At 40.8% G+C, this 20,210-nt stretch carries 17 protein-coding genes; 7 read left to right on the plus strand and 10 right to left on the minus strand.

Features of this window, described 5'->3' with window-relative positions; translation table 11 throughout:
• Positions 1–343 precede the first annotated feature (343 nt).
• From H5162_RS13410 to H5162_RS13440, 7 genes are all read right to left on the minus strand, one after another.
• Complete coding sequence (locus tag H5162_RS13410; protein ID WP_182778759.1) at positions 344–598, minus strand: hypothetical protein; 255 nt, start codon at positions 596–598, stop codon at positions 344–346.
• Between the two features lie 446 nt (positions 599–1,044).
• Complete coding sequence (locus H5162_RS13415; protein ID WP_182735067.1) at positions 1,045–1,737, minus strand: hypothetical protein; 693 nt, start codon at positions 1,735–1,737, stop codon at positions 1,045–1,047.
• 144 nt (positions 1,738–1,881) lie between these two features.
• On the minus strand, positions 1,882–2,271 hold the full coding sequence (locus H5162_RS13420; protein ID WP_182735066.1) for a hypothetical protein: 390 nt from the start codon (positions 2,269–2,271) through the stop codon (positions 1,882–1,884).
• A gap of 372 nt (positions 2,272–2,643) precedes the next feature.
• Positions 2,644–3,084 (minus strand): hypothetical protein, encoded by a 441-nt coding sequence (locus H5162_RS13425; RefSeq protein WP_182735065.1) that lies wholly within the window; start codon positions 3,082–3,084, stop codon positions 2,644–2,646.
• Positions 3,085–3,273: 189 nt separating this feature from the next.
• The gene (locus H5162_RS13430; RefSeq protein ID WP_182778761.1) at positions 3,274–5,154 is read right to left on the minus strand and encodes a methyl-accepting chemotaxis protein; all 1,881 of its coding nucleotides are present in this window, start codon (positions 5,152–5,154) and stop codon (positions 3,274–3,276) included.
• A gap of 116 nt (positions 5,155–5,270) precedes the next feature.
• Positions 5,271–6,299 carry an MJ1255/VC2487 family glycosyltransferase gene (locus H5162_RS13435; RefSeq protein ID WP_182735064.1) on the minus strand — a complete coding sequence of 343 codons (1,029 nt, stop codon included), beginning with the start codon at positions 6,297–6,299 and terminating at the stop codon, positions 5,271–5,273.
• Complete coding sequence (locus H5162_RS13440) at positions 6,296–6,835, minus strand: phosphatase PAP2 family protein (protein WP_145238476.1); 540 nt, start codon at positions 6,833–6,835, stop codon at positions 6,296–6,298. Before H5162_RS13440 ends, H5162_RS13435 begins: the two co-directional genes overlap by 4 nt.
• Before the next feature lie 218 nt (positions 6,836–7,053).
• On the opposite strand from H5162_RS13440, the gene rraA reads away from it, so the two are divergent.
• Positions 7,054–7,551 (plus strand): ribonuclease E activity regulator RraA, encoded by a 498-nt coding sequence (rraA, locus tag H5162_RS13445; RefSeq protein ID WP_145238473.1) that lies wholly within the window; start codon positions 7,054–7,056, stop codon positions 7,549–7,551.
• Between the two features lie 3 nt (positions 7,552–7,554).
• On the plus strand, positions 7,555–8,601 hold the full coding sequence (locus H5162_RS13450) for a formimidoylglutamase (protein ID WP_182778763.1): 1,047 nt from the start codon (positions 7,555–7,557) through the stop codon (positions 8,599–8,601).
• A gap of 7 nt (positions 8,602–8,608) precedes the next feature.
• On the opposite strand, the gene H5162_RS13455 is transcribed toward H5162_RS13450, so the two are convergent.
• A complete protein-coding gene (locus H5162_RS13455) occupies positions 8,609–10,264 on the minus strand; it encodes a GGDEF domain-containing phosphodiesterase (RefSeq protein WP_182731700.1) in 1,656 nt (551 codons plus the stop codon).
• A gap of 130 nt (positions 10,265–10,394) precedes the next feature.
• Positions 10,395–11,642, minus strand: coding sequence for an imidazolonepropionase (hutI, locus tag H5162_RS13460; protein WP_182731683.1), 1,248 nt, complete (start codon positions 11,640–11,642; stop codon positions 10,395–10,397).
• Positions 11,643–11,751: 109 nt separating this feature from the next.
• On the opposite strand from hutI, the gene hutC reads away from it, so the two are divergent.
• From hutC to hutH, 3 genes are all read left to right on the plus strand, one after another.
• Entirely contained in the window at positions 11,752–12,459 is a 708-nt protein-coding gene (gene hutC, locus H5162_RS13465) for a histidine utilization repressor (protein ID WP_145238461.1), read from the plus strand.
• A 102-nt stretch (positions 12,460–12,561) separates the two neighbouring features.
• Positions 12,562–14,235: a urocanate hydratase gene (gene hutU / locus H5162_RS13470; RefSeq protein WP_182778765.1), complete on the plus strand. Its 1,674-nt coding sequence runs from the start codon at positions 12,562–12,564 to the stop codon at positions 14,233–14,235.
• Positions 14,236–14,237: 2 nt separating this feature from the next.
• Positions 14,238–15,770, plus strand: a complete 1,533-nt coding sequence (gene hutH / locus H5162_RS13475) for a histidine ammonia-lyase (protein WP_145238455.1) — start codon at positions 14,238–14,240, stop codon at positions 15,768–15,770.
• On the opposite strand, the gene H5162_RS13480 is transcribed toward hutH, so the two are convergent.
• Positions 15,767–16,540, minus strand: a complete 774-nt coding sequence (locus H5162_RS13480; protein WP_182735061.1) for an NADP-binding protein — start codon at positions 16,538–16,540, stop codon at positions 15,767–15,769. The two genes, hutH and H5162_RS13480, sit on opposite strands and share 4 nt — an antisense overlap.
• A 126-nt stretch (positions 16,541–16,666) precedes the next feature.
• Here H5162_RS13480 and H5162_RS13485 point away from each other — a divergent pair, with 126 nt between their 5' ends.
• Complete coding sequence (locus H5162_RS13485; RefSeq protein ID WP_182778767.1) at positions 16,667–18,697, plus strand: methyl-accepting chemotaxis protein; 2,031 nt, start codon at positions 16,667–16,669, stop codon at positions 18,695–18,697.
• A 110-nt stretch (positions 18,698–18,807) separates the two neighbouring features.
• Positions 18,808–20,181, plus strand: a complete 1,374-nt coding sequence (gene hemN, locus H5162_RS13490) for an oxygen-independent coproporphyrinogen III oxidase (protein ID WP_145238446.1) — start codon at positions 18,808–18,810, stop codon at positions 20,179–20,181.
• The last annotated feature ends 29 nt before the right edge of the window (positions 20,182–20,210 follow it).

Consider the following 20,210-nt stretch of genomic DNA (forward strand, 5'->3'; position numbering starts at 1 on the left):
GTTTGCGAGTTTGGGAGTTTGCGAGTTTGAGAGTTTGCGAGTTTGCGAGAGTATAGTTAGCGAGTTAAAAGGTTCAAGGTGAAAGTTAGCGCAGCTCGGCGTTAAAGTTAACTATGTGGTTCTGGTTGAGTGTAGCGAAGCGTAACGAAAAGACTCTAGGTAACTAGGTTTTAGGTTTTAATAAGCCCTAAAATAGTCTGATTGCCGTAAGCTACTTACAGCTGCATCGACAGACGATGTAAACAAATTTGTTTATTGATTTTAAGTTGGCCGTTACCGAATTTAAACCGTCAAAGGTAATACTATTGCCTATTGACTGAGTTAAGGCTCATATATGTTAGGGTTACTTTCTGACTTTAAACTTATGATAAATAAAACCAATAACAAATGATATTACTAAGCATGCCGCAATTAGTTTTACACCTAACATTTCAAGAGGAGACTGACCTTTTGAAAAATAATCAAAATATGAAACACCACTGTTAAAACATTCACCAAAATTTGGCTCAATAATATCAACAAAACCTGAACAAAATAATGCAGAACCACCATAAGATAATATAAATAATATCAGTAAAATCCAGCTTAAAAGTTTCATTGATACTCTCGTAATCCTAACGAGCCTGTAGGATAACTCGTTTTTAATTTATTGTTATTGATGGTTTAACCATAGCGGAGTTGCTATTTTGATTCAATCGCTTAGTAATATTCGTGTTAGATTATCGATTATTTAAATATGCCAATACTAAGCGCTAAGTTTCCCTCATTTACTGTTCATTCCCTTCTCTTTGTGCAAAAAATTTAGTGAATTATTTACAAAGCGGTTAAGAGGCGCTGCGCTTAAGAGGAAAATAAGCAAATGCTGCGCTAATAACGTGAAGGCTATTACGTTGCGCTTATATGTGTCTGCCTTAAGCTACTGCCTTAACAGCCACATCGTCAGACGAAGTAAACAAATTTATTTATTGATTTAGAATTGACGGTCAAAAAGAACACTAGTGCCTATTGACAGAGTTAAGGCTCATATGTGTTATATTTCTTTTGTTATTGACTTTGAAATCTACTAGCTAACTTTGAATATATACTCACAAATTTTTGCTGTAGAGTTTTAGATGGTACTTCATCATGGCTTTCTGGAAGAGCTTTAAAATGATTTCCTTCACCTAGCCACTCTCTATTTAAACCTGTTTTTTCATTAAATTCTTTTTGTTCTGATTTGTTAGCATAATCAATGACCCATTGTTGCCCGCCATTATCGTAATAGGTAAACTGTCGCGAAAAACCTAATTCTTTATTTAAAGATGAAAAACGTTCTACAAAATGATCTGGTATTATGCCCGTTTTCTCCAATTTCCATCGCTTAGGTATACCGTTAACTTTAAAATCAATCCATTCCCAATCATCTGAATCTGTATCTATTGTTATATCTGAAAAAATCATATCACCATGGGTAATAACTCCCATTCTTTCCATAAACCATTTATATTCAGATCTAGAATCAAAGAACTCTAAATCGAACCAAATACAATCATCTGTATAATTGCGTCCTTTTACAGCAGAATCTCTCCATCCATAGAAATAATATAGAATTGAAAAAGGGTTCTCTTCAATATGTTTTTCCGTTTCTTCTTCCCATGTCATTTCATATACATCACGAAGAATTAGCTCTTTAGTTACACCTTCTGCGAATTCGTAGCCTAAATCTTTAAATACTTTGATTTGTTTTTCAAGATCCATATATAACCCCTTTGATAGCATAGATGAAAGCAAAATTCTCATGAAATATAATGCCACAAGCAGCGGAAAACACACGAACGTTTTAGCGCAGCCAGTGAGTGATTTTCCGATGACTTGGTTTGTTAGAAGCATATTTCCAAAATGTCATTCTACGGCCTCAATCAATCGTCCAGTCATTGAGATACCAACAAGACTAATTGGTGAGTCAGCAGCGAAAACGTAAAACCAAACTATTTGCATTTCCTGGTCTATTGAACAAACTTGGCTCTTTAGGTGAACAAATGCAAAAATCACTTCTTCAACACTGTATTTATCACGAAGAAATGACATAACTTTTTCTGTTGCACTACCAATTGATATTGGTGGTTCGCCATCACCTAAGCCCCAATTAGGACGGTTTAACAAATCATCTGGTGTAATAAATAGCTTTTTACCATTCCTCTCAAAAGTAGAGGACTCAAAGCAGCTGGGAAAGTAAGCATCAGCACTTACATTGATAGAAACTAAAAATAAAAGTAAATAAAGTGCTCTCATATCCATCCGTGCTTATAACACACCAAAACGGTTTATATTATATACTCTTATAATTCCACCAATAATTACCTTTGTAAACAAGTAATTAAAATAGCTAAAATTCAAAGCTTGTTATTTTGCATCAAAACGGCGGTTAATAATGTTATCAGACAAAATTAGGATCCTACTCAAAAAACAGGACTAAGTTTAACTTTTACCGGCGTCCGCTTTTGCTCATAAATGCCAGTTAGATGAAGTCCAAGTCTATTTATCGAAACTGTAAGATAAGATATGAGCCACTACAAATAATCATAACTTTTCTATTATTTAAAGCACTGCACTTTAGAGTAAAAAGATTGATATCGCCCTTGCCTATTTACTTTAAGTTAGCTATTACTTGCTCTCTGGTAGCCTAACTTTTTTATATGTTTTATTACACTTTGGACAAAAGATGTCTAAATCAAACTTATAATTCACACATTGAAAAAAGAATCCATAAACCTTACTGCCAATTTTTATGAATGTGAGGATAAATGCTGTTGCAACCATTAAGTTAAACTCATACATTCCAGCCTTATCAAGAGCCCAGTCAATAACAAGCTCAACGATTAAAAGTGCAACCACTTTTTTGTGTTTTTTAATTGCGGCAAAAATTAGAACGGCAAAAGCAATAAAGCGAGCAAAACTTTGCGACTCCTCAGCTAAGAAAGCCACAATCCCAATGGGTATAGATAAACAAAGGCTGAGAAAGATAAACCCAACCATGTCTATTTTTGACATCCAAAAATGTATTTTGAAATCTTTTTTAGCCGCACACTGATTACACTTTAGCAAAGAGGCTCCAATTAACTGGTTTATCGTCGAGAAATAAAACTGAGAGTAACCTTTAACCTAAAAATAAAAAAGTGTGAAAACAAAAAAGCCATAACTTTCAAACAACTCAGGGCTGCTTAAAACTTATGGCTTAGCGCTTAAAGCTCAGCTAACTCCTAGAGCCTAAACCCTAGAACCTAGCTTCTGTTTTTAAACCTTAAACTTATCTATCGCGGCGTAAAGTACCCTAGCTTGCTCTGATACTTCTTCGCTAGTTTGTGCATTTCTTGATGAATGAGCTGAGGCATCTTCGGCGATATCACGAATACGCACGACGTTTTTATTCACCTCAGAAGCAACTTGGCTTTGCTCGTCAATTGCGGTGGCAATATGCGTGCTCATTTCCATAATAGTTTGCACATCTTCGGTAATAGAGTTCAGTAGTTCACCCGCCTTTGTTGCTTGTGCTGCGCTTTCGCCGCCTTGTGTTCGGCATCGTTGCATTATGCTTACGACTTCTTGAGTACGCCCTTGTAAAATCGAGATAATACTCTCAATCTCTTTGGTTGACTCTTGAGTACGCTGTGCAAGTGAACGCACTTCATCAGCAACAACAGCAAAGCCTCGGCCTTGCTCTCCGGCGCGCGCAGCTTCGATTGCGGCATTGAGTGCTAGTAAATTAGTTTGTTCAGCGATACCACGAATAACATCCAATACTGAGCCAATAGTTTCACCGTCTTTTTCAAGCTGTGATACTACGGTAGAGGCATTACCCAGTGAATCGGATAATTGATTGATCTGCTTAACCGTTGCTTCAACTTCTTTGCGCCCCTGTTGAGCACTTTGATTAGTTGATTCTGCTTTTTTGGCTGCGGCCTCGGTATTATGAGAAATGTCTTGAATGGTGGCTTGCATTTCCGTCGCGGCGGTTGCAACCATATCAGCTTCATGCAACTGCTCTTGCATACCCGAGCTCGTTGCTGCGGTGCTCTCCGATAAGTGATCGGTAGCAATATTTAAAGTCGTTAAAGCTGTATTTACTTCGTAAATGAGTTTTTTGAAGTCACTTATAAGACTATTAAAATCAATTGTCATGGTGGTTACTTCATCTTTACCACTGTGTTCTATAACAAGTCTTAAATTATTATTTCGACGAATTTCATTGATGGTGTGATACACCCGTTCAATTGGGACGATAATCGAACGACTTGTAAAGTACACCAAGATCATCACCAGCAAGCTGGCAACAATAAAAATTATTATTGCGAGCATTTGCGTTTTTGCAGCAGTAGACTCAACTTGCTGCTGAGTTGCAGTTGTAATTAAAGTAACTAAATCATCACTTTGTTTAACGCTGTCTCTCATTTTACCAAGTGCACCTGAACCTAAATCCAGACCTAATGCAACTTGCTCATCAACTAACGATTTAAACTTACTTTTATAAATAGCAAGTAAACGTAACAGCTCTGACTGGTCACTTGAAGCTAAGTTTTCGTTGCGAATTTGGCGCTCAAGCTCCGATACACCGTCTTCAAAACGAGTTAAATATTTTAGGTCAAAACGCAGCATAAAATCTTTTTCAGAGCGTCTAAGCTGTAACATCAAAGTGAGTAAATGATAGTTATCTTGTTTGTCTAACAACGTTTCCACTTTATGTACTGCGTCTCGCAGTTCGCCATAAAGCGCATCTTTGGGGTGTAAGCCTATTTTCTTCTGTAATTGCACAACCTTTTGAAAATCATCATTATACTGCTTAGCAAGTACTGCAAATTGCTCTACTTGCACAGTGGCAATATCAAGCTCGGCTGATAATTGAGCCAATTTTTTAATTTTAATCTGCAACTGTTCATATTCTTGATCGAATAACTCTAAGCTGCTTTCTTGTTTATAAAACAAAAAGTCTTTTTCGTACTTGCGCATTGACAGTTCATGTATATCGAGTTTTTCAGCATACTGAATCGTTTCATTTAGTTTTAGCATAATGCGTGCCTCATAAATAATGACGCACAACATAACGACCATAGCGAGACCAACAACTAATGCATTGACTTGTAAACGACGTTTAATAGTCAAATTTTGGAGTAAACTCATTAACAACAGCCTATAAAATAAATCACTGCAAGATAGTATAGTTAAATAACTAACAATTGGCTTACATTATTATTGTTTTTTACTACAGTGTTTTAAAAAATCAGTTGATTTTAAATTTAGCCTACCGAAGACCACAAATTTTGATGTAATTCCTGTGTGTTATGCCACTGTCTTGCAGCTAACCACTCAACTAATGGCTTTGGATCACTTGGAAAATTAATCTGTTTTTGTGAGGTACTATTGAGCCAATCATCCAACGCATTGGGGTTTAAGTAATTCATTACGTGCGCGGCTTTCATTGCTAATAATGTTTGTGCATTGGCGTCTTGTTCAAACTGCCCTGACAATGGTTTCAATAACAGTTTTTTACCTAATTTTAGTGCTTCGCTAGAGAGCTCAAAACCCGCATTTGCGATCACACCACTGGCATTAGCTAAATCATTTAAAAAGCCACCACGTGAAGGGGCTCGTAGATGAATATTCGCGGTTGAACTATTTTGTGCTTGCGGGTGGTAACAATAGAATTCTTTTTCAGGAAACTCTTGTAAGTAATCAATCACACTTCGCAGTTCTTCAAAAGGTAAATATACCAATACTTTATTGTCAACATTGACTGGATTATCATGCTGATGATGAGCAATAAAAGGAGGAATGATATTTTGCGCAAATGGTTGCCAATGCACGCCTAAGTAGGTATCAGCAGGAGCATAATATTTTATGAATGAGCGGCGCAGCAAACTATGCCCAAACATTGGTACTTTGGGTGATAAAAATGCAGCTTGATGACTCATGCCTATGACTGGCACTGCTTGGCGTTTTGCTGCCCATGCGGTGATCGGTTCAAAGTCATTAAACACAAAATCATAACCCGATACATCTAACTGTTTAATATCTTTTAGTAATCTGCATATACGGCTATTTTTCACTGTTTGGTAACTATTGACTTGACCATTTTGAGTAGTAAAAGATAACCCCCGAAAGCTGCGATAATTAGTAAACTCGTCCATATCAAAGTAATTCTGCTGGGCTCGCCCTGAAAACACATAATCTACAGCAATCCCCATTTGCTTAAACGCATTCGCCATCACCCGTGCTCGGGTTATATGACCATTACCAGTTCCTTGAATGCCATAAAGTATTTTCATAAGGTAGCCACTATCAAGATTGCCAATAAACCACAGCTTCCCCCCATCAATGCACCAAGCACTACATCAACAGGAAAATGTACCCCAAGTAACACCCGCGATGCTGCGACCCCAGTTGCCCACAAAAAACATAACTCTGCGAATTGCGGGAAATACTGCGCTAAGATAACGGCCACTAAAAATGCGCCAGCACTGTGCCCTGACGGTAAACTAAATTTATCACTGGGCGTAATGTAAGCGCCTTTTACTAAACAATCACATGGCCGAATTCTGGCAAAACTATTTTTAGCCACGTAATAAATGGGTCGCTCAATTAAAAAGCCCAGCAATAGAGTCATCGCCATAAGCCGTAATTCAGCTTCACTGCTAAGCCAGCCAAAACCAACAGCGATTAATACATAAAGCCCTCCATTGCCTGTTTTTGAGAAACCTAAAGCTGAATTTTTTAACCATTTTGGGGCATTGCCATTAAATAGCATCAAAAACAAACTTTGGTCCAGTTGGACAACTTTTTTTAGCATGTTGTTCTCACTCATTACTTGCTCCTTTAATTGTGCAAACTCTGTACACAAATTCAGCTTAGGCGGTGAAAATAACAATTGAGTGACGCTTTTAAGACACTAATATTGCTTTTCCTGTTTTAGCGCAATAATTGTTTAAAAAGAGCGCAATTTACTGTTATTAAGTCGTTGTTATTGCATTTAAGAAAGGTATACTGAACATCAGCTCACGTATCTTTAGAAAGGATAGAAAAATGGATTACAGCACTTCAGATTTATGCGATCACTTTGCCGATGTGGTCGATGTGCTCGAACCTATGTTTATTAACTTTGGTGGTCGCCACAATTTTAGTGGCCGTATTAAAACCGTCAAATGTTTTGAAAATAATGAACTGATCCGCGACATACTCTCTCAAGACGGCGAAGAATGTGTATTATTAATTGATGGGGGTGGTTCAACTCGTCGCGCATTAATCGACATCGAGCTTGCTGAACTAGCTGTAGAAAATAACTGGCAAGGCATTGTGGTATACGGTGCAGTACGTCATGTTGATGAACTTGAAGAGCTTGATTTAGGTATTCAAGCAATTGCTTCAATCCCTGTTGCAGCAGACAGCACCGGGGCTGGTGAAGACGGCATTGGCGTTAACTTCGCTGGTGTATCATTCTTTGATGACGACTTTATCTATGCAGATAGCACCGGTATTGTATTATCTGGTGAAGAACTTGAACTGGAAATCGTAGAAGAATAACGAGTGTCAAACCACCTACATATCTATGATGAAGCGACTGTAAAACCTTGGTGTAGCAGTCGCGCTAATGAAAGAAAAGCATGGCAGTCAATAGCCCTACTTGACACTGGTGTTGATCCTTTACAAGCCATGCACGATGCCGCGCAATTTGGTATTAAGTATGTATTACTAGGTATTTGCGAAGATATCGGGCCACGCGCCAACTTAGGCAATGGTGGTGCCGAAGATGGCTGGCAAGCATTTCTTAAGCGCTTTTTAAATCAACCTGATAACCAATTTTTAGCGAACGAAAAAGTTTTGTTATTAGGCGAAGTCGCGATCAGCGATTTGACTCTTGCGGCGCGCGATTTATCAAACCAGAATCCTCAGCAACTAACACAATTACGCCAGTTATGCGCCCAACTTGATCAACGTGTTGAGCAAGTGCTGAGCTTAATTTTTACTGCAGGGTTAGAGCCAATCGTTATTGGCGGTGGCCATAATAACTGCCTTGGTATTATTCGCGCATTAAGCAAGCATAAACAGCGCCCAATAAACGCGATCAACTTTGACCCTCATGCCGATTTCCGTGACTGTGAAGGCCGCCATAGTGGTAATGGTTTTCGCTATGCATATAACGAGCAACACTTAAATAATTATCATGTTATTGGCATGCACGAGCTGAAAAACAATCAAGCAATTATTGATGCTTTAGCTGCTGCCCAATTTAGTTATGATAGCTACCAAGCGCTGCAAGTTAGGCGCGAAAAAACCTTAACTGAAGCATGCCAGCAGGCACTATATAATCTAATTGATGCACCACTTGGGGTTGAAGTGGATCTTGATAGCATTTCATTAATGCCCGTCAGTGCGTATACCAATTGTGGTTTTAGTGTTAGCGATGCCGAACACTTTGTGCATTTAGCTGCCAGTCAAGTAAACAGCCAATACTTGCATTTATGTGAAGCAGCCCCCAACCAACATCCATGTGGTATACAGGCCGGAATGAGCGATGCAGGGCAAATAATCACAGCTCTCGTGAATGCTTATTTACAAGCCAAAGCAAACTAAAAAACGATTACGGATGCTCTATTTGCCATTGTTTTAACCAAGAGATCATGCCAACACTGCTAAGTGGATGACTATAGTAATAACCCTGCGCGGCATAGGCGTTTAAACTTTTTACAAAATTAAGCTGCTCCAGTGTTTCTACCCCTTCGCAAATTACCTTCGCATTTTGTTGGTTATGCATATCAACCATACCACTTATCAAACTACGAACATGGCTTTGATGACTGAAATCAGCTGTTAATGAAGGCGCTATTTTTACATATGCAACGGCTAAATTTGGTAACTTAGCAAGCCAAATAGGGCTATCACCAAGGCCATCCACACAGACTTTAATACCAATGCTATTGATGCGTGCGACCATTGCTTTACCTTGCTCATCTAAACTCATAAACAGATTAAGTGGACACTCGACAATTAAATCGCCAGCTTGTAGTTGATGTTCGATAAAAATGTGATCAAGGAATTCGATAAATTCTTCATTTAGCATTTCAGAGCCAAATAAATTTATACTCAAAGGCATCGTTATGCCTTCCATGCGCAGTGCCATTGCAAGCTCTGCGGCGCGTTCAATAACAAATGTGGCTAATGGATAAGCAAGCCCTGCAACACGTATATCATCAATAAATCGATTAGCCGATAAAATCCCTTGTCTGGGATGTTGCCAACGCAGTAACAACTCTAAAAATTCAATTTTTTCATCGTGATTGCAAATGATGGGTTGGAAATACAATTCAAGTTCGCTAGAAAAATCGATATTTGCTAATTCTTTCAAACGCGCTTGCTGTTCTAATTGCTCTATTCTCATTTGTTGATGGTACACCACCACTTGTTGTTTTGGGTGGCTATCTAAAGCGAGGTAAGCAAACGAAATTAAATTATCAAAGCTATTTTCTTGTTCATCGCAATCAACGAAACTGGCCCGTGCATTGACTTTAATAGTGCAATTAGCCACATTAAACGGCTTCAAGGTGGCCCCTAGTATTTGATTGATTAATTGCTCATGTAGATGTTTTTGCTGCGCTAAATTACATATAAACGCAAAATTTAGGCCACCAAGGTGAGCTAATTTTTGTTCCCCAGCTAAATTAATCACTTCTTCAATAAGCAGTAGCTGCTTAATACGGTTTGCAGACTGCGCTAATAGTAAATCCCCAAAGTCTCGGCCAATATGCTGATTAACCTGAGCAAACCCCTCCAACCGGATAACCACCAACGCAGCTCGTTGTTGATTGTTTTTACGCCAGTCGTAATAGCCTTGGCGTAACTGCTTAATATCGGGAAGATTTAATAACGGCGCAGGCTCCATAAAGTGATTTATATGCGCTGCGTCATCAGCCTCAGCAACAAGTTCTTCATCATCAAAATAGCCAGACATCGCCAGTACAATGCTCGCCAGTACAATTAAATAAAGAGGTAACTCAAGTAGTAAATGAGCCGCTAAGCACACCGTAAATACGAGTGCTGAGCAACAGCTCAAAGTGAGCATAGTCCACTTATTTTGCGAAAATGCCAGCCATAAATGCAAACCAATACTCAGTGCAAATAGTAACTCCAAAAAGTTAAAGCCGCCACTTAATACTGCCAACCCAAGTACCCCATTGCTGAGATAGCTAAAGCGCAGTAATGGCTTTTTAACCACGCACAAGGCACAGATCATCGCCATAAAAATAGCGCCGGCTAAAAAAGTAGGCGTCAATATATTGTTTAAAAAAGCGCTCCCTGCAGAATATTCAAGTCCCGTATTTGTTAATAGCGCAATTAAAATCATTTTTTGAGTACAACATTACAACAGACTAATTTAGTCTACCCAAAATCCACAGATTTAACAGTTTATTCACGCCAAATTGATAACTTAATTGTGCTGGGTGGGATATTTGCCAATGAGCTATATCGGCACGCATGCCGACTTTTAACACTCCGCGATCAGTTAAACCCAATGCTTTTGCGGCATTACGCGTAACTCCGGCGAGAGTTTCTTCAGGAGTTAAGCGAAATAAAGTACACCCCATATTCATCATTAATTGCAAAGAACACAAGGGTGATGTACCTGGATTAAAGTCTGTCGAAATCGCTATTGGTACTTGATACTGCTTTAATAGCTCAATTGGCGGCTGTTTGGTTTCGCGTAAAAAATAAAATGCCCCGGGTAATAATACCGCTACAGTGCCTGCTGCAGCCATGGCCTTTACTCCAGCTTCATCTAAATGTTCAATATGATCAGCAGATAACCCATTAAATTCAGCGACTAATTGTGCTCCTTGCTGATTTGAAAGCTGTTCAGCATGACATTTCACTGGCAAATTATGTTTTTTTGCGGCATTAAAAACTCGGCGAGTTTGCTCATTACTAAAACCAACATTTTCGCAAAACACATCGACAGCATCGGCTAAATTTGCAGTGACCACTTGCTCAAGCATCTCATTACAAACCAGATCGATATACTCATCACTGCGACCTTTATATTCCAAAGGTAGGGCATGCGCCCCCAAAAATGTCGTTTTTACATCAATCGGGTGATTTTCACCTAACAAACGTGCCACTTCGAGGATTTTAACTTCATTTTCGCAATCAAGTCCGTAACCAGATTTGATCTCAACGGTACTCACTCCCTCGGCATAGAGGGCATTGAGACGATCCTTCGCGAGCACAAATAAAGCCTCATGATCCGCAGCTCGTGTTGCTGCTACCGTACTAGCGATCCCCCCACCTTGCGCTGCTATTTGCTCGTAACTAACACCTTGTAAACGCTGTTCAAACTCTTCAGCTCTTGAGCCGGCAAACACTAAGTGGGTATGACAATCAATTAAACCAGGTGTTAGCCACTGCCCTTTTGCTGAAAGCATCGGCGTTGCTAATACGTCGAATTTAGGTAAATCGGCTTGTTTACCCAACCACACAATGACACCTTTGCGGATAGCCAATGCTGCATTTTCGATGGCGCCATAAGGGGCTGCAATACTGCAATCCATAGTTGCGATATTGGCATCTGTGATCAATAAATCCCAGTCATTAGCCGGATCATTTGCAGTGATTGTTGTCATATTAACTCCGAAAATTATTTTTTATCAGTCTAACAAGTCATCTTGTATATACAAGGTAAATATGCCATCTTATAGTTAATAACAAATTTAAAAGACCATAATAATTCAAATGACGACACCTAAGTTCGCACAAATAAAGCAATTTATTGTTGATAATATCCGCAGCGGCGCATGGCTTGAAAACCAACGTGTGGCTTCTGAAAATGAATTAGCAGAACAATTTAGTGTTAGTCGAATGACTGCGCGCCGAGCATTAAGCGAGCTCACCGAAGCGGGTATACTGACTCGTAGTCAAGGTTTAGGCACGTTCGTTGCCAGTTTTAAATCGCAATCATCATTGCTTGAAATCAAAAATATAGCAGATGAAGTCAAGGCCCGTAACGGCAATTATAGCTGTACAGTATTAGTGCTTGAATCTATCAGCGCCGTTGCGCCAATTGCGATTGCACTGGGTGTTGAAGTAGATAGCGTGGTGTATCGCAGTGTATTAGTGCATAACGAAAACGAACAGCCACTGCAAGTTGAGGAGCGCTTTGTTAACCCTGCACTAGCAACAAGCTACCTTCAACAAGATTTTACTGCGTTAACTCCGCACGAATATTTATCGAGCGTCGCACCATTAACGGAAGCGCGCCATACGGTAGAAGCAATAATGCCTAACAGCGAAATGTGCCAATGGCTTAATTTATACCATGAAGAGCCATGCTTACAGGTGATTAGGCGTACTTGGTCATCATCTGGGATTGTTAGTTTTGCCCGTTTAGTATCACCGGGTAGTAAGTATCGCTTAGGCGGACATTTAACTTTTAAAAAGTAATATGTAAAAAATAACATTAGAAAGAATATAAAAATCAAAATGATGCGCTTCACAGCGTATTTTTTGAAACCAATAAGCTTGTATATACAACAGGAGTAATCTATGAACAACAGACTTGATGAATCTCGCGTTATCCGCGCCCCACACGGCGATAAAATCAGCGCTAAGAGCTGGCTCACCGAAGCAGCTAAGCGCATGTTAATGAATAATTTAGATCCTGAAGTAGCCGAACATCCACATGCTTTAGTTGTGTACGGTGGGATTGGTCGTGCAGCGCGTGATTGGCCTTGCTTTGATAAAATCATCGAAACTCTCGACAGACTCGAAGACGACGAAACGCTACTCGTACAATCAGGCAAACCTGTTGGGGTATTTAAAACTCACAGTAATGCACCGCGAGTATTAATTGCCAACTCAAACTTAGTACCTCACTGGGCTAATTGGGAGCATTTTAACGAGCTCGATAAACTTGGTTTGATGATGTATGGGCAAATGACTGCGGGATCATGGATCTACATTGGATCACAAGGCATAGTACAAGGTACCTACGAAACCTTTGTAGCGATGGCAAAACAACATTTTAATGGTGACGCTGCTGGAAAGTGGGTGCTAACCGGTGGCTTAGGCGGTATGGGCGGCGCGCAGCCACTTGCGGCAACCATGGCGGGATTTAGCGCACTCGTAGTTGAATGCGATGAAACGCGTATCGATTTTCGGATCAAAACCCGCTATGTGGATGTTAAAGCAACCGATTTAGATCATGCACTGGAGCTTATCAACGAGGCGTGTGGCAAAGGCGAAGCGCTGTCAGTCGGCTTACTTGGTAATGCCGCTGATGTATTTAGTGAGCTTGTTAACCGAGCTATTACTCCCGATGTAGTGACCGATCAAACCTCTGCTCACGACCCGTTGAATGGCTATTTACCGCAAGGTTGGAGCATGCAACACGCGGCTAAAATGCGTGAACAAGATCCACAAGCGGTTGTCAAAGCAGCTAAGCAATCGATGGCTGTGCAAGTCAACGCAATGTTAGCACTACAACAAGCTGGTGCTGCAACAACTGACTACGGCAATAACATTCGTCAAATGGCATTTGACGAAGGCGTAACAAATGCCTTTGATTTCCCAGGTTTTGTGCCAGCTTATATTCGTCCATTATTTTGCGAAGGAATTGGTCCATTCCGTTGGGTGGCATTATCAGGCGATCCTGAAGATATTTATAAAACCGACGCAAAAGTGAAAGAGCTTATTCCTGACGACAAACACTTACATAACTGGCTTGATATGGCTCGTGAACGTATTCAATTCCAGGGCTTACCTGCTCGTATTTGCTGGGTTGGCTTAAAAGACCGCGCTCGTTTAGCGCTGGCGTTTAATGAGATGGTCAAAAATGGTGAGCTTAAAGCACCGATTGTGATCGGCCGTGACCATTTAGACTCAGGCTCAGTTGCGAGTCCAAACCGTGAAACCGAAGCAATGAAAGACGGCTCAGATGCAGTATCAGATTGGCCATTACTTAATGCATTACTGAATACCGCAGGAGGTGCAACATGGGTGTCACTTCATCATGGTGGTGGTGTAGGTATGGGCTTTAGCCAACATTCTGGCGTAGTCATTGTTGCTGATGGCACCGACGAAGGAGCTGCGCGGGTTGGCCGCGTATTATGGAATGATCCTGCAACGGGCGTTATGCGCCACGCGGATGCAGGTTACGATATTGCAATTAATTGTGCGACCGAGCAAGGCCTCGACCTGCCAATGTTAAATAAGGAATAATCATGTTTAAACTCACCCTAACACCTGGAAAGCTCGATTTAGCAACACTGCGCCAAATTAATTTATCACCAGTGACGTTAACGCTCGCCAAAGATAGCGAGATAAAAATAGCAGCCAGTGCACAAACCGTGCAAGACGTGATTGATCAACACAGAACGGTTTATGGCATTAATACCGGTTTTGGCTTACTCGCCAATACTAAAATTGCTGAACATGAATTAGAGTTACTCCAGCGATCCATTGTACTTTCCCATGCTGCGGGCATCGGTGCTTATATGGATGACAGCACAGTACGATTGATGATGGTATTGAAAATTAATTCATTATCACGTGGCTTTTCTGGCATTCGCCTAAAAGTGATCGAATTCTTTATGCAGTTACTTGCTGCACAAGTCTATCCATGCGTGCCAAAAAAAGGCTCGGTAGGTGCATCTGGCGATTTAGCGCCACTTTCACATATGTGTTTACCACTGCTCGGCGAAGGCGAAATGCGCTATCAAGGTAAACTCATTAGCGCTGCTGACGGTCTTAAAATAGCCGGTCTTGAGCCATTAACACTGGCAGCTAAAGAAGGCTTGGCTTTGTTAAATGGCACTCAAGCCTCTACCGCATTTGCGCTTCAAGGGCTATTTCGGGCTGAGGATTTATATGCACAAAGCTGCGCGATTGGCTCAATTAGTATTGAAGCAGCAATGGGAAGTCGCTCGCCATTTGATGCACGTATTCATGAAATTCGTGGCCAACTTGGTCAAATCGATACCGCGGCAATGTTTCGCGATATGCTCGGTGAACATTCACAGATCAGCGAAGCTCATGTGGATTGTGAAAAAGTACAAGACCCGTATTGCCTACGCTGTCAGCCACAAGTACTTGGTGCGTGTTTAACGCAAATTCGCCAAGCAGCCGAAGTGTTGTTGTGTGAATCTAATGGTGTAACCGACAACCCATTAGTATTTGCTGATGTAGGCGATATTATTTCGGGAGGTAACTTCCACGCCGAGCCTGTGGCTATGGCAGCCGACAATTTAGCATTAGCGATTGCCGAAATTGGTGCACTAGCTGAGCGTCGTATTGCGTTACTCATTGATTCAAACTTATCAAAGTTGCCACCTTTCTTAGTTGAAAACGGCGGCGTTAATTCAGGCTTTATGATTGCACAAGTAACCGCAGCAGCATTAGCGTCTGAAAATAAATCATTGGCGCATCCTGCTTCTGTGGATAGCTTACCAACTTCAGCTAACCAAGAAGATCATGTTTCTATGGCAACTTTTGCAGCACGTCGTCTGCAAGAAATGGCTGATAACACGCAAGGCGTACTGGCAATTGAATGGTTGGCATCTGCGCAAGGGTTAGAATTTAGAAAGCCATTGCAGGCATCAGCCAAAGTTGAACAAGCTAAAGCAACACTGCGCACAAAAGTGAGCTACTACGATAAAGACCGTTATTTTGGCCCAGATATCGAAGCAGCTAATTTATTATTACAGCAAGGTGAGTTGTGTAATTTATTACCTAAAGGCGTATTACCGTCGTTTTAAATAGCAAACTGATAGTTAAAACCAAGTGATTCAATAGCCGAACCATCAATGATGCGTTCGGCGCTTTCGTCACTCGTAAATGTAGGGGGGGTTGTTCCGTATTGCTGGCATTTTTGCTGATAGTAATCTGCTTTGGTTGGATGAGCTGGGTTGACTACATTGTAAATTGACGCTGCAACTTGCCAATTCTCCAACACAGTAACAATCGCATTAATAACATCTTGTTGCTGCACCATATTAACGGTTTGGTTGCTCGAACTTTGTAGTTCTTTGCCTGCCACAAAACGCCCAGGCTCTCGCTCTGGCCCAATTAAACCACCGAGTCTAAGTACTTTTCCACCCGCATTTAATACCAGTTGCTCAGCATCAATTAATGGCTGTTGGCGTGCAGTGCTTACTTTAATCTCACTTTGCTCTGTATAGGTTAGATTATCTTGAGCATACACAGCCGTTGATGAACACAACAAAAAGCCTTTTGCATTCATGGTGCCTGCCAGTTCAATGGCTAATTTTAACGTGGCTAAATAATGGCTATCAGCGTGGCGACTACGTGGTGGTATAGCACACACCCACCACGCATTATGTAAATCTAGTTGATGAGCTAATTGCTGATCTGCAAATACTAACTGGCGCTGAAAAGCATGTTGATGCTCTGCGCTGCGATGGGTGCCTTGAACATCCCAACCTTTTGCGAGCTGTTGTAAGCACAATGGCTGACCCAACCAACCTGCGCCCAATACTATTAATTGGTCTTTATTTTTACCCGCCACGTAACATCACCCTTACAATTAAATAGAAATTTGTTCACTTCTCTCATCGCACACAATAGCGATTAAGATAAAGATATGATTAGATAAGAGTGCTTACTCTACTAAATAATAAGAATGTGTGCACTTATGTTACGAAATCTATCATTACGAAAAAAAATCCTGTTATTAATTGGTGGCACTATCAGTGTGCTGTTACTTATTGCCTCGGCTTACTTTGTGAACCATATCGCCGCCTTGTCTCGTCAAAGTATTGAACGTGAAGCATACAGCTACTTACAAAGCGAACAGCTGTCAATGCAGAGCTATTTTGCTCAATATGGCAAAGTTGTAGAAACTTTTGTGAATAATCCTCATCTCGTTAACTGGTTTGACGCATGGGATAAACGCGACCAAACACTCCAAGGCGCGCCAGGCTACGACGAAGTAAATCAAGACTTTATACGCATTAGTGGCAATGATGAAAATATTCTCTCGGCATTTTTTGCCTCCGCCAAAACAGGTGAATATTTTAAAGAGCATGAACGTACTACCCACTATAATGGCCAGCCGTATTACGCTTATAAACGTGGTTGGTGGCAAGATGCATTAAAAATTAACCGTTTATATGTCGGGCCCATTTCAGTTGATTTAACCACAGGTAATGCCTCTGCGGTTGTGCAACAGCCTGTTTATAATAAGCAACGCGAACTAATTGGTTTTGGTGGCGTCGATTTACAACTGAATAAAATCAATAAAATGGTCGAAGATATTCGTTTTAACGGTCAAGGTTTTGGCTTTTTACTCGATGGCGACCAAAAAGTGGTGCATTTCTCAAAACGTACTAACCATAAACTTTCAATCACCGATGAAGGCCCTAACGGTAAAGAAGGCTTAGAAGTACTTGAAAAACAATTTAGCGACACGCAAGGCTTCAGTGCGCTCAACCAGCAAATGAAAAATAACGTCGCTGGTGATGCCAAAGTAACCTTACGAGGACAAGAATACTTTGTGGTTTATAACCGCTTACAATTAGAGCATCCTTATTTAAACTGGTACGTGGGTATTTTAGTGCCACGCACTATGATTGATGAGCCAGTAAATGACGCGGTCATGACCACCACCAGCTCGGTCGTTATTATTTTATTAATCATCATGGCAATGATTTTATGGGCCACACAGATGATCTCACAACCGATCATCACCTTAACCCATATTATGCGCGATATTGCTTCTGGAGATGGCGATTTAACCCAAAAAATTACTATTGATAGCAAAGATGAAGTTGGCCAGTTAGCTCTTCATATGAATACCTTTATCGATAAATTACGCGTTATGATGCTTAATACCGCAGCACAGGCTGAACAACTTACCGATGCGGCGGCACAATTAAAATCGGTTTCGCAACAAACTAATGACGAAATTCAACAAGAGAAACAACAAGTTGATAGTGTTAGCGCTGCAGTAACCGAAATGGCGACCACAGTTATGGAGATCTCCCGTAATGCACAACACACCAACAATGCAGCTGAGGAAGTCCAACAGATCACCGCAGATGGCGCCACTCGCTCGCAAAATGCACAAAGCGTGATGACCGCCTTAGCTGACCATATTGGCGAAGCCGCTAAAGTGGTCGCAGGCTTAGAGCAAGAAAGTGGTAACATCGGCGCCGTAGTTGATGTAATTAACTCCATTGCCGAGCAAACCAATTTGCTGGCGCTGAACGCTGCAATTGAAGCCGCCCGTGCTGGTGAGCAAGGCCGTGGCTTTGCGGTCGTAGCCGATGAAGTTCGCTCGTTGGCCAGTCGCACACAAGAGTCAACTGATGATATTCGCAACATGATCTCACGCTTACAGCAAATTGCACAGCAAGCTTCAACTATGATGCAACAAGGACAAGAGCGCGCGCAAAGCTCGGTTACGCAAACTCAAGAAGTACTAGATGCATTGCAAAACATTGCTGACTCAGTGACTAAAGTACAAGATCAAAGTCATCATATTGCCACCTCAACCGAGCAACAAACGGTGGTTGCCGAAGATATAAATAATAGTTTAGCGGCAATTAATCACTTAGTGAACAGCACTGCAGATCATGCCCTTGAGCTTGCTGATGAAGCCAGGGACCTTAACGAGCTTGCCAGCTTACTAAATAAAACCGTTAATCAGTTTAAGCTTAAGTAAGCCAATATTGATAAGCAAAAGAGTGCTTCGGCACTCTTTTTTGTTGTAGATCAATATTCCCTCGACGCATCCTTTTTATACTAACGAAAATGATATAAAAGGTGCGCGTGATGATTAATTTACCCAAATGGGATCAAAGCTTAATAAATAAGTACAATGTGTCTGGACCAAGATACACCTCCTACCCCACAGCATTGTCGTTTAATGATGGCTATCAACAACAAGACTTGATCAGTGCAATTAACTCATCAAACAGTCGCAGCTTATCTTTATATATCCACATTCCGTTTTGCAGTCAGCTTTGCTATTACTGTGGCTGTAATAAAGTAATAACCCGCCATCAATCAAAAGCTGACTTATACCTAGATTATCTTGAAAAAGAAATCATCGCTCAAGCGCTGCTATTTGATAGCTATCAAGTACAGCAACTGCATTTAGGCGGTGGCACGCCCACTTTTTTAACAACCAGCCAAATGAGCCGTTTAATCGCGCTACTTGAGCTGCACTTTAAGTTTGCTCCCGATGCGGAGCGTGGCATTGAAATAGACCCTCGCTCACTGGCAACTGACATGCTCAGCCACTTGCGTAGCCTTGGCTTTAACCGTGTATCATTTGGCATTCAAGACTTTAATGATGATGTACAGCTTGCCGTTAACCGTCCACAAAGTGCTGATGCAGTAAAAAGTTTGATTGGTGAAGCGCGTGAACTCGGCTTCAAATCAATCAATGCAGATATGATTTATGGCTTACCACTGCAAACCCCTGAGAGCTTTAAAGAGACTATTGAGCAATTAATTGCCCTTAGTCCTGATCGTGTATCGGTATTTAATTACGCGCACTTACCGGATCGCTTTGCCGCTCAGCGAAAAATTAAGGATGCAGATTTACCTAGCGCTCACGATAAGCTCACCATGTTTAAGAATACCTTAGAACAAATGAGTAACGCAGGTTATCAGTTTATTGGTATGGATCACTTTGCAAAAACCAGTAATGAGTTAGCTATTGCACAAAATAGTCAGCAATTACATCGTAATTTTCAAGGCTACACCACTCATGGTGACTGTGATTTACTGGGTTTAGGGGTGTCATCAATTTCACAAATTGGCACTGCTATTTTGCAAAATCAAAAAGAGTTAAAGCATTACTATCACGCGATTGATAATCAGCTTGGCAGTGCAATCAGCAAAGGTATGAAACTTGATAATGATGACGTTATTCGCGCTGATGTGATAAAACAGCTTATTTGCCACTTTGAACTGAATATGCAAAGTATTGCTAATAGCTATCAACTCGACTTTAAAGATTACTTTGCCAGCTCACTGCAAGCTCTTGAGCCGCTAATAGCAGATGGCATGGTAACTATCAATGCAGACTTAATAACCGTCACAGCACGCGGCAATTTGTTTATTCGTATCATTTGTATGTGTTTTGATGCTCATTTACAAAAACAGATTAACGCGACTCGGTTCTCTCGGGTAATTTAATCTGAGTGCACAAGCATAAAAAAAGCAGA

This window comes from Pseudoalteromonas sp. SR41-8, from assembly GCF_014163915.1.
GTDB classification, from domain to species: Bacteria; Pseudomonadota; Gammaproteobacteria; order Enterobacterales; family Alteromonadaceae; genus Pseudoalteromonas; species Pseudoalteromonas rhizosphaerae.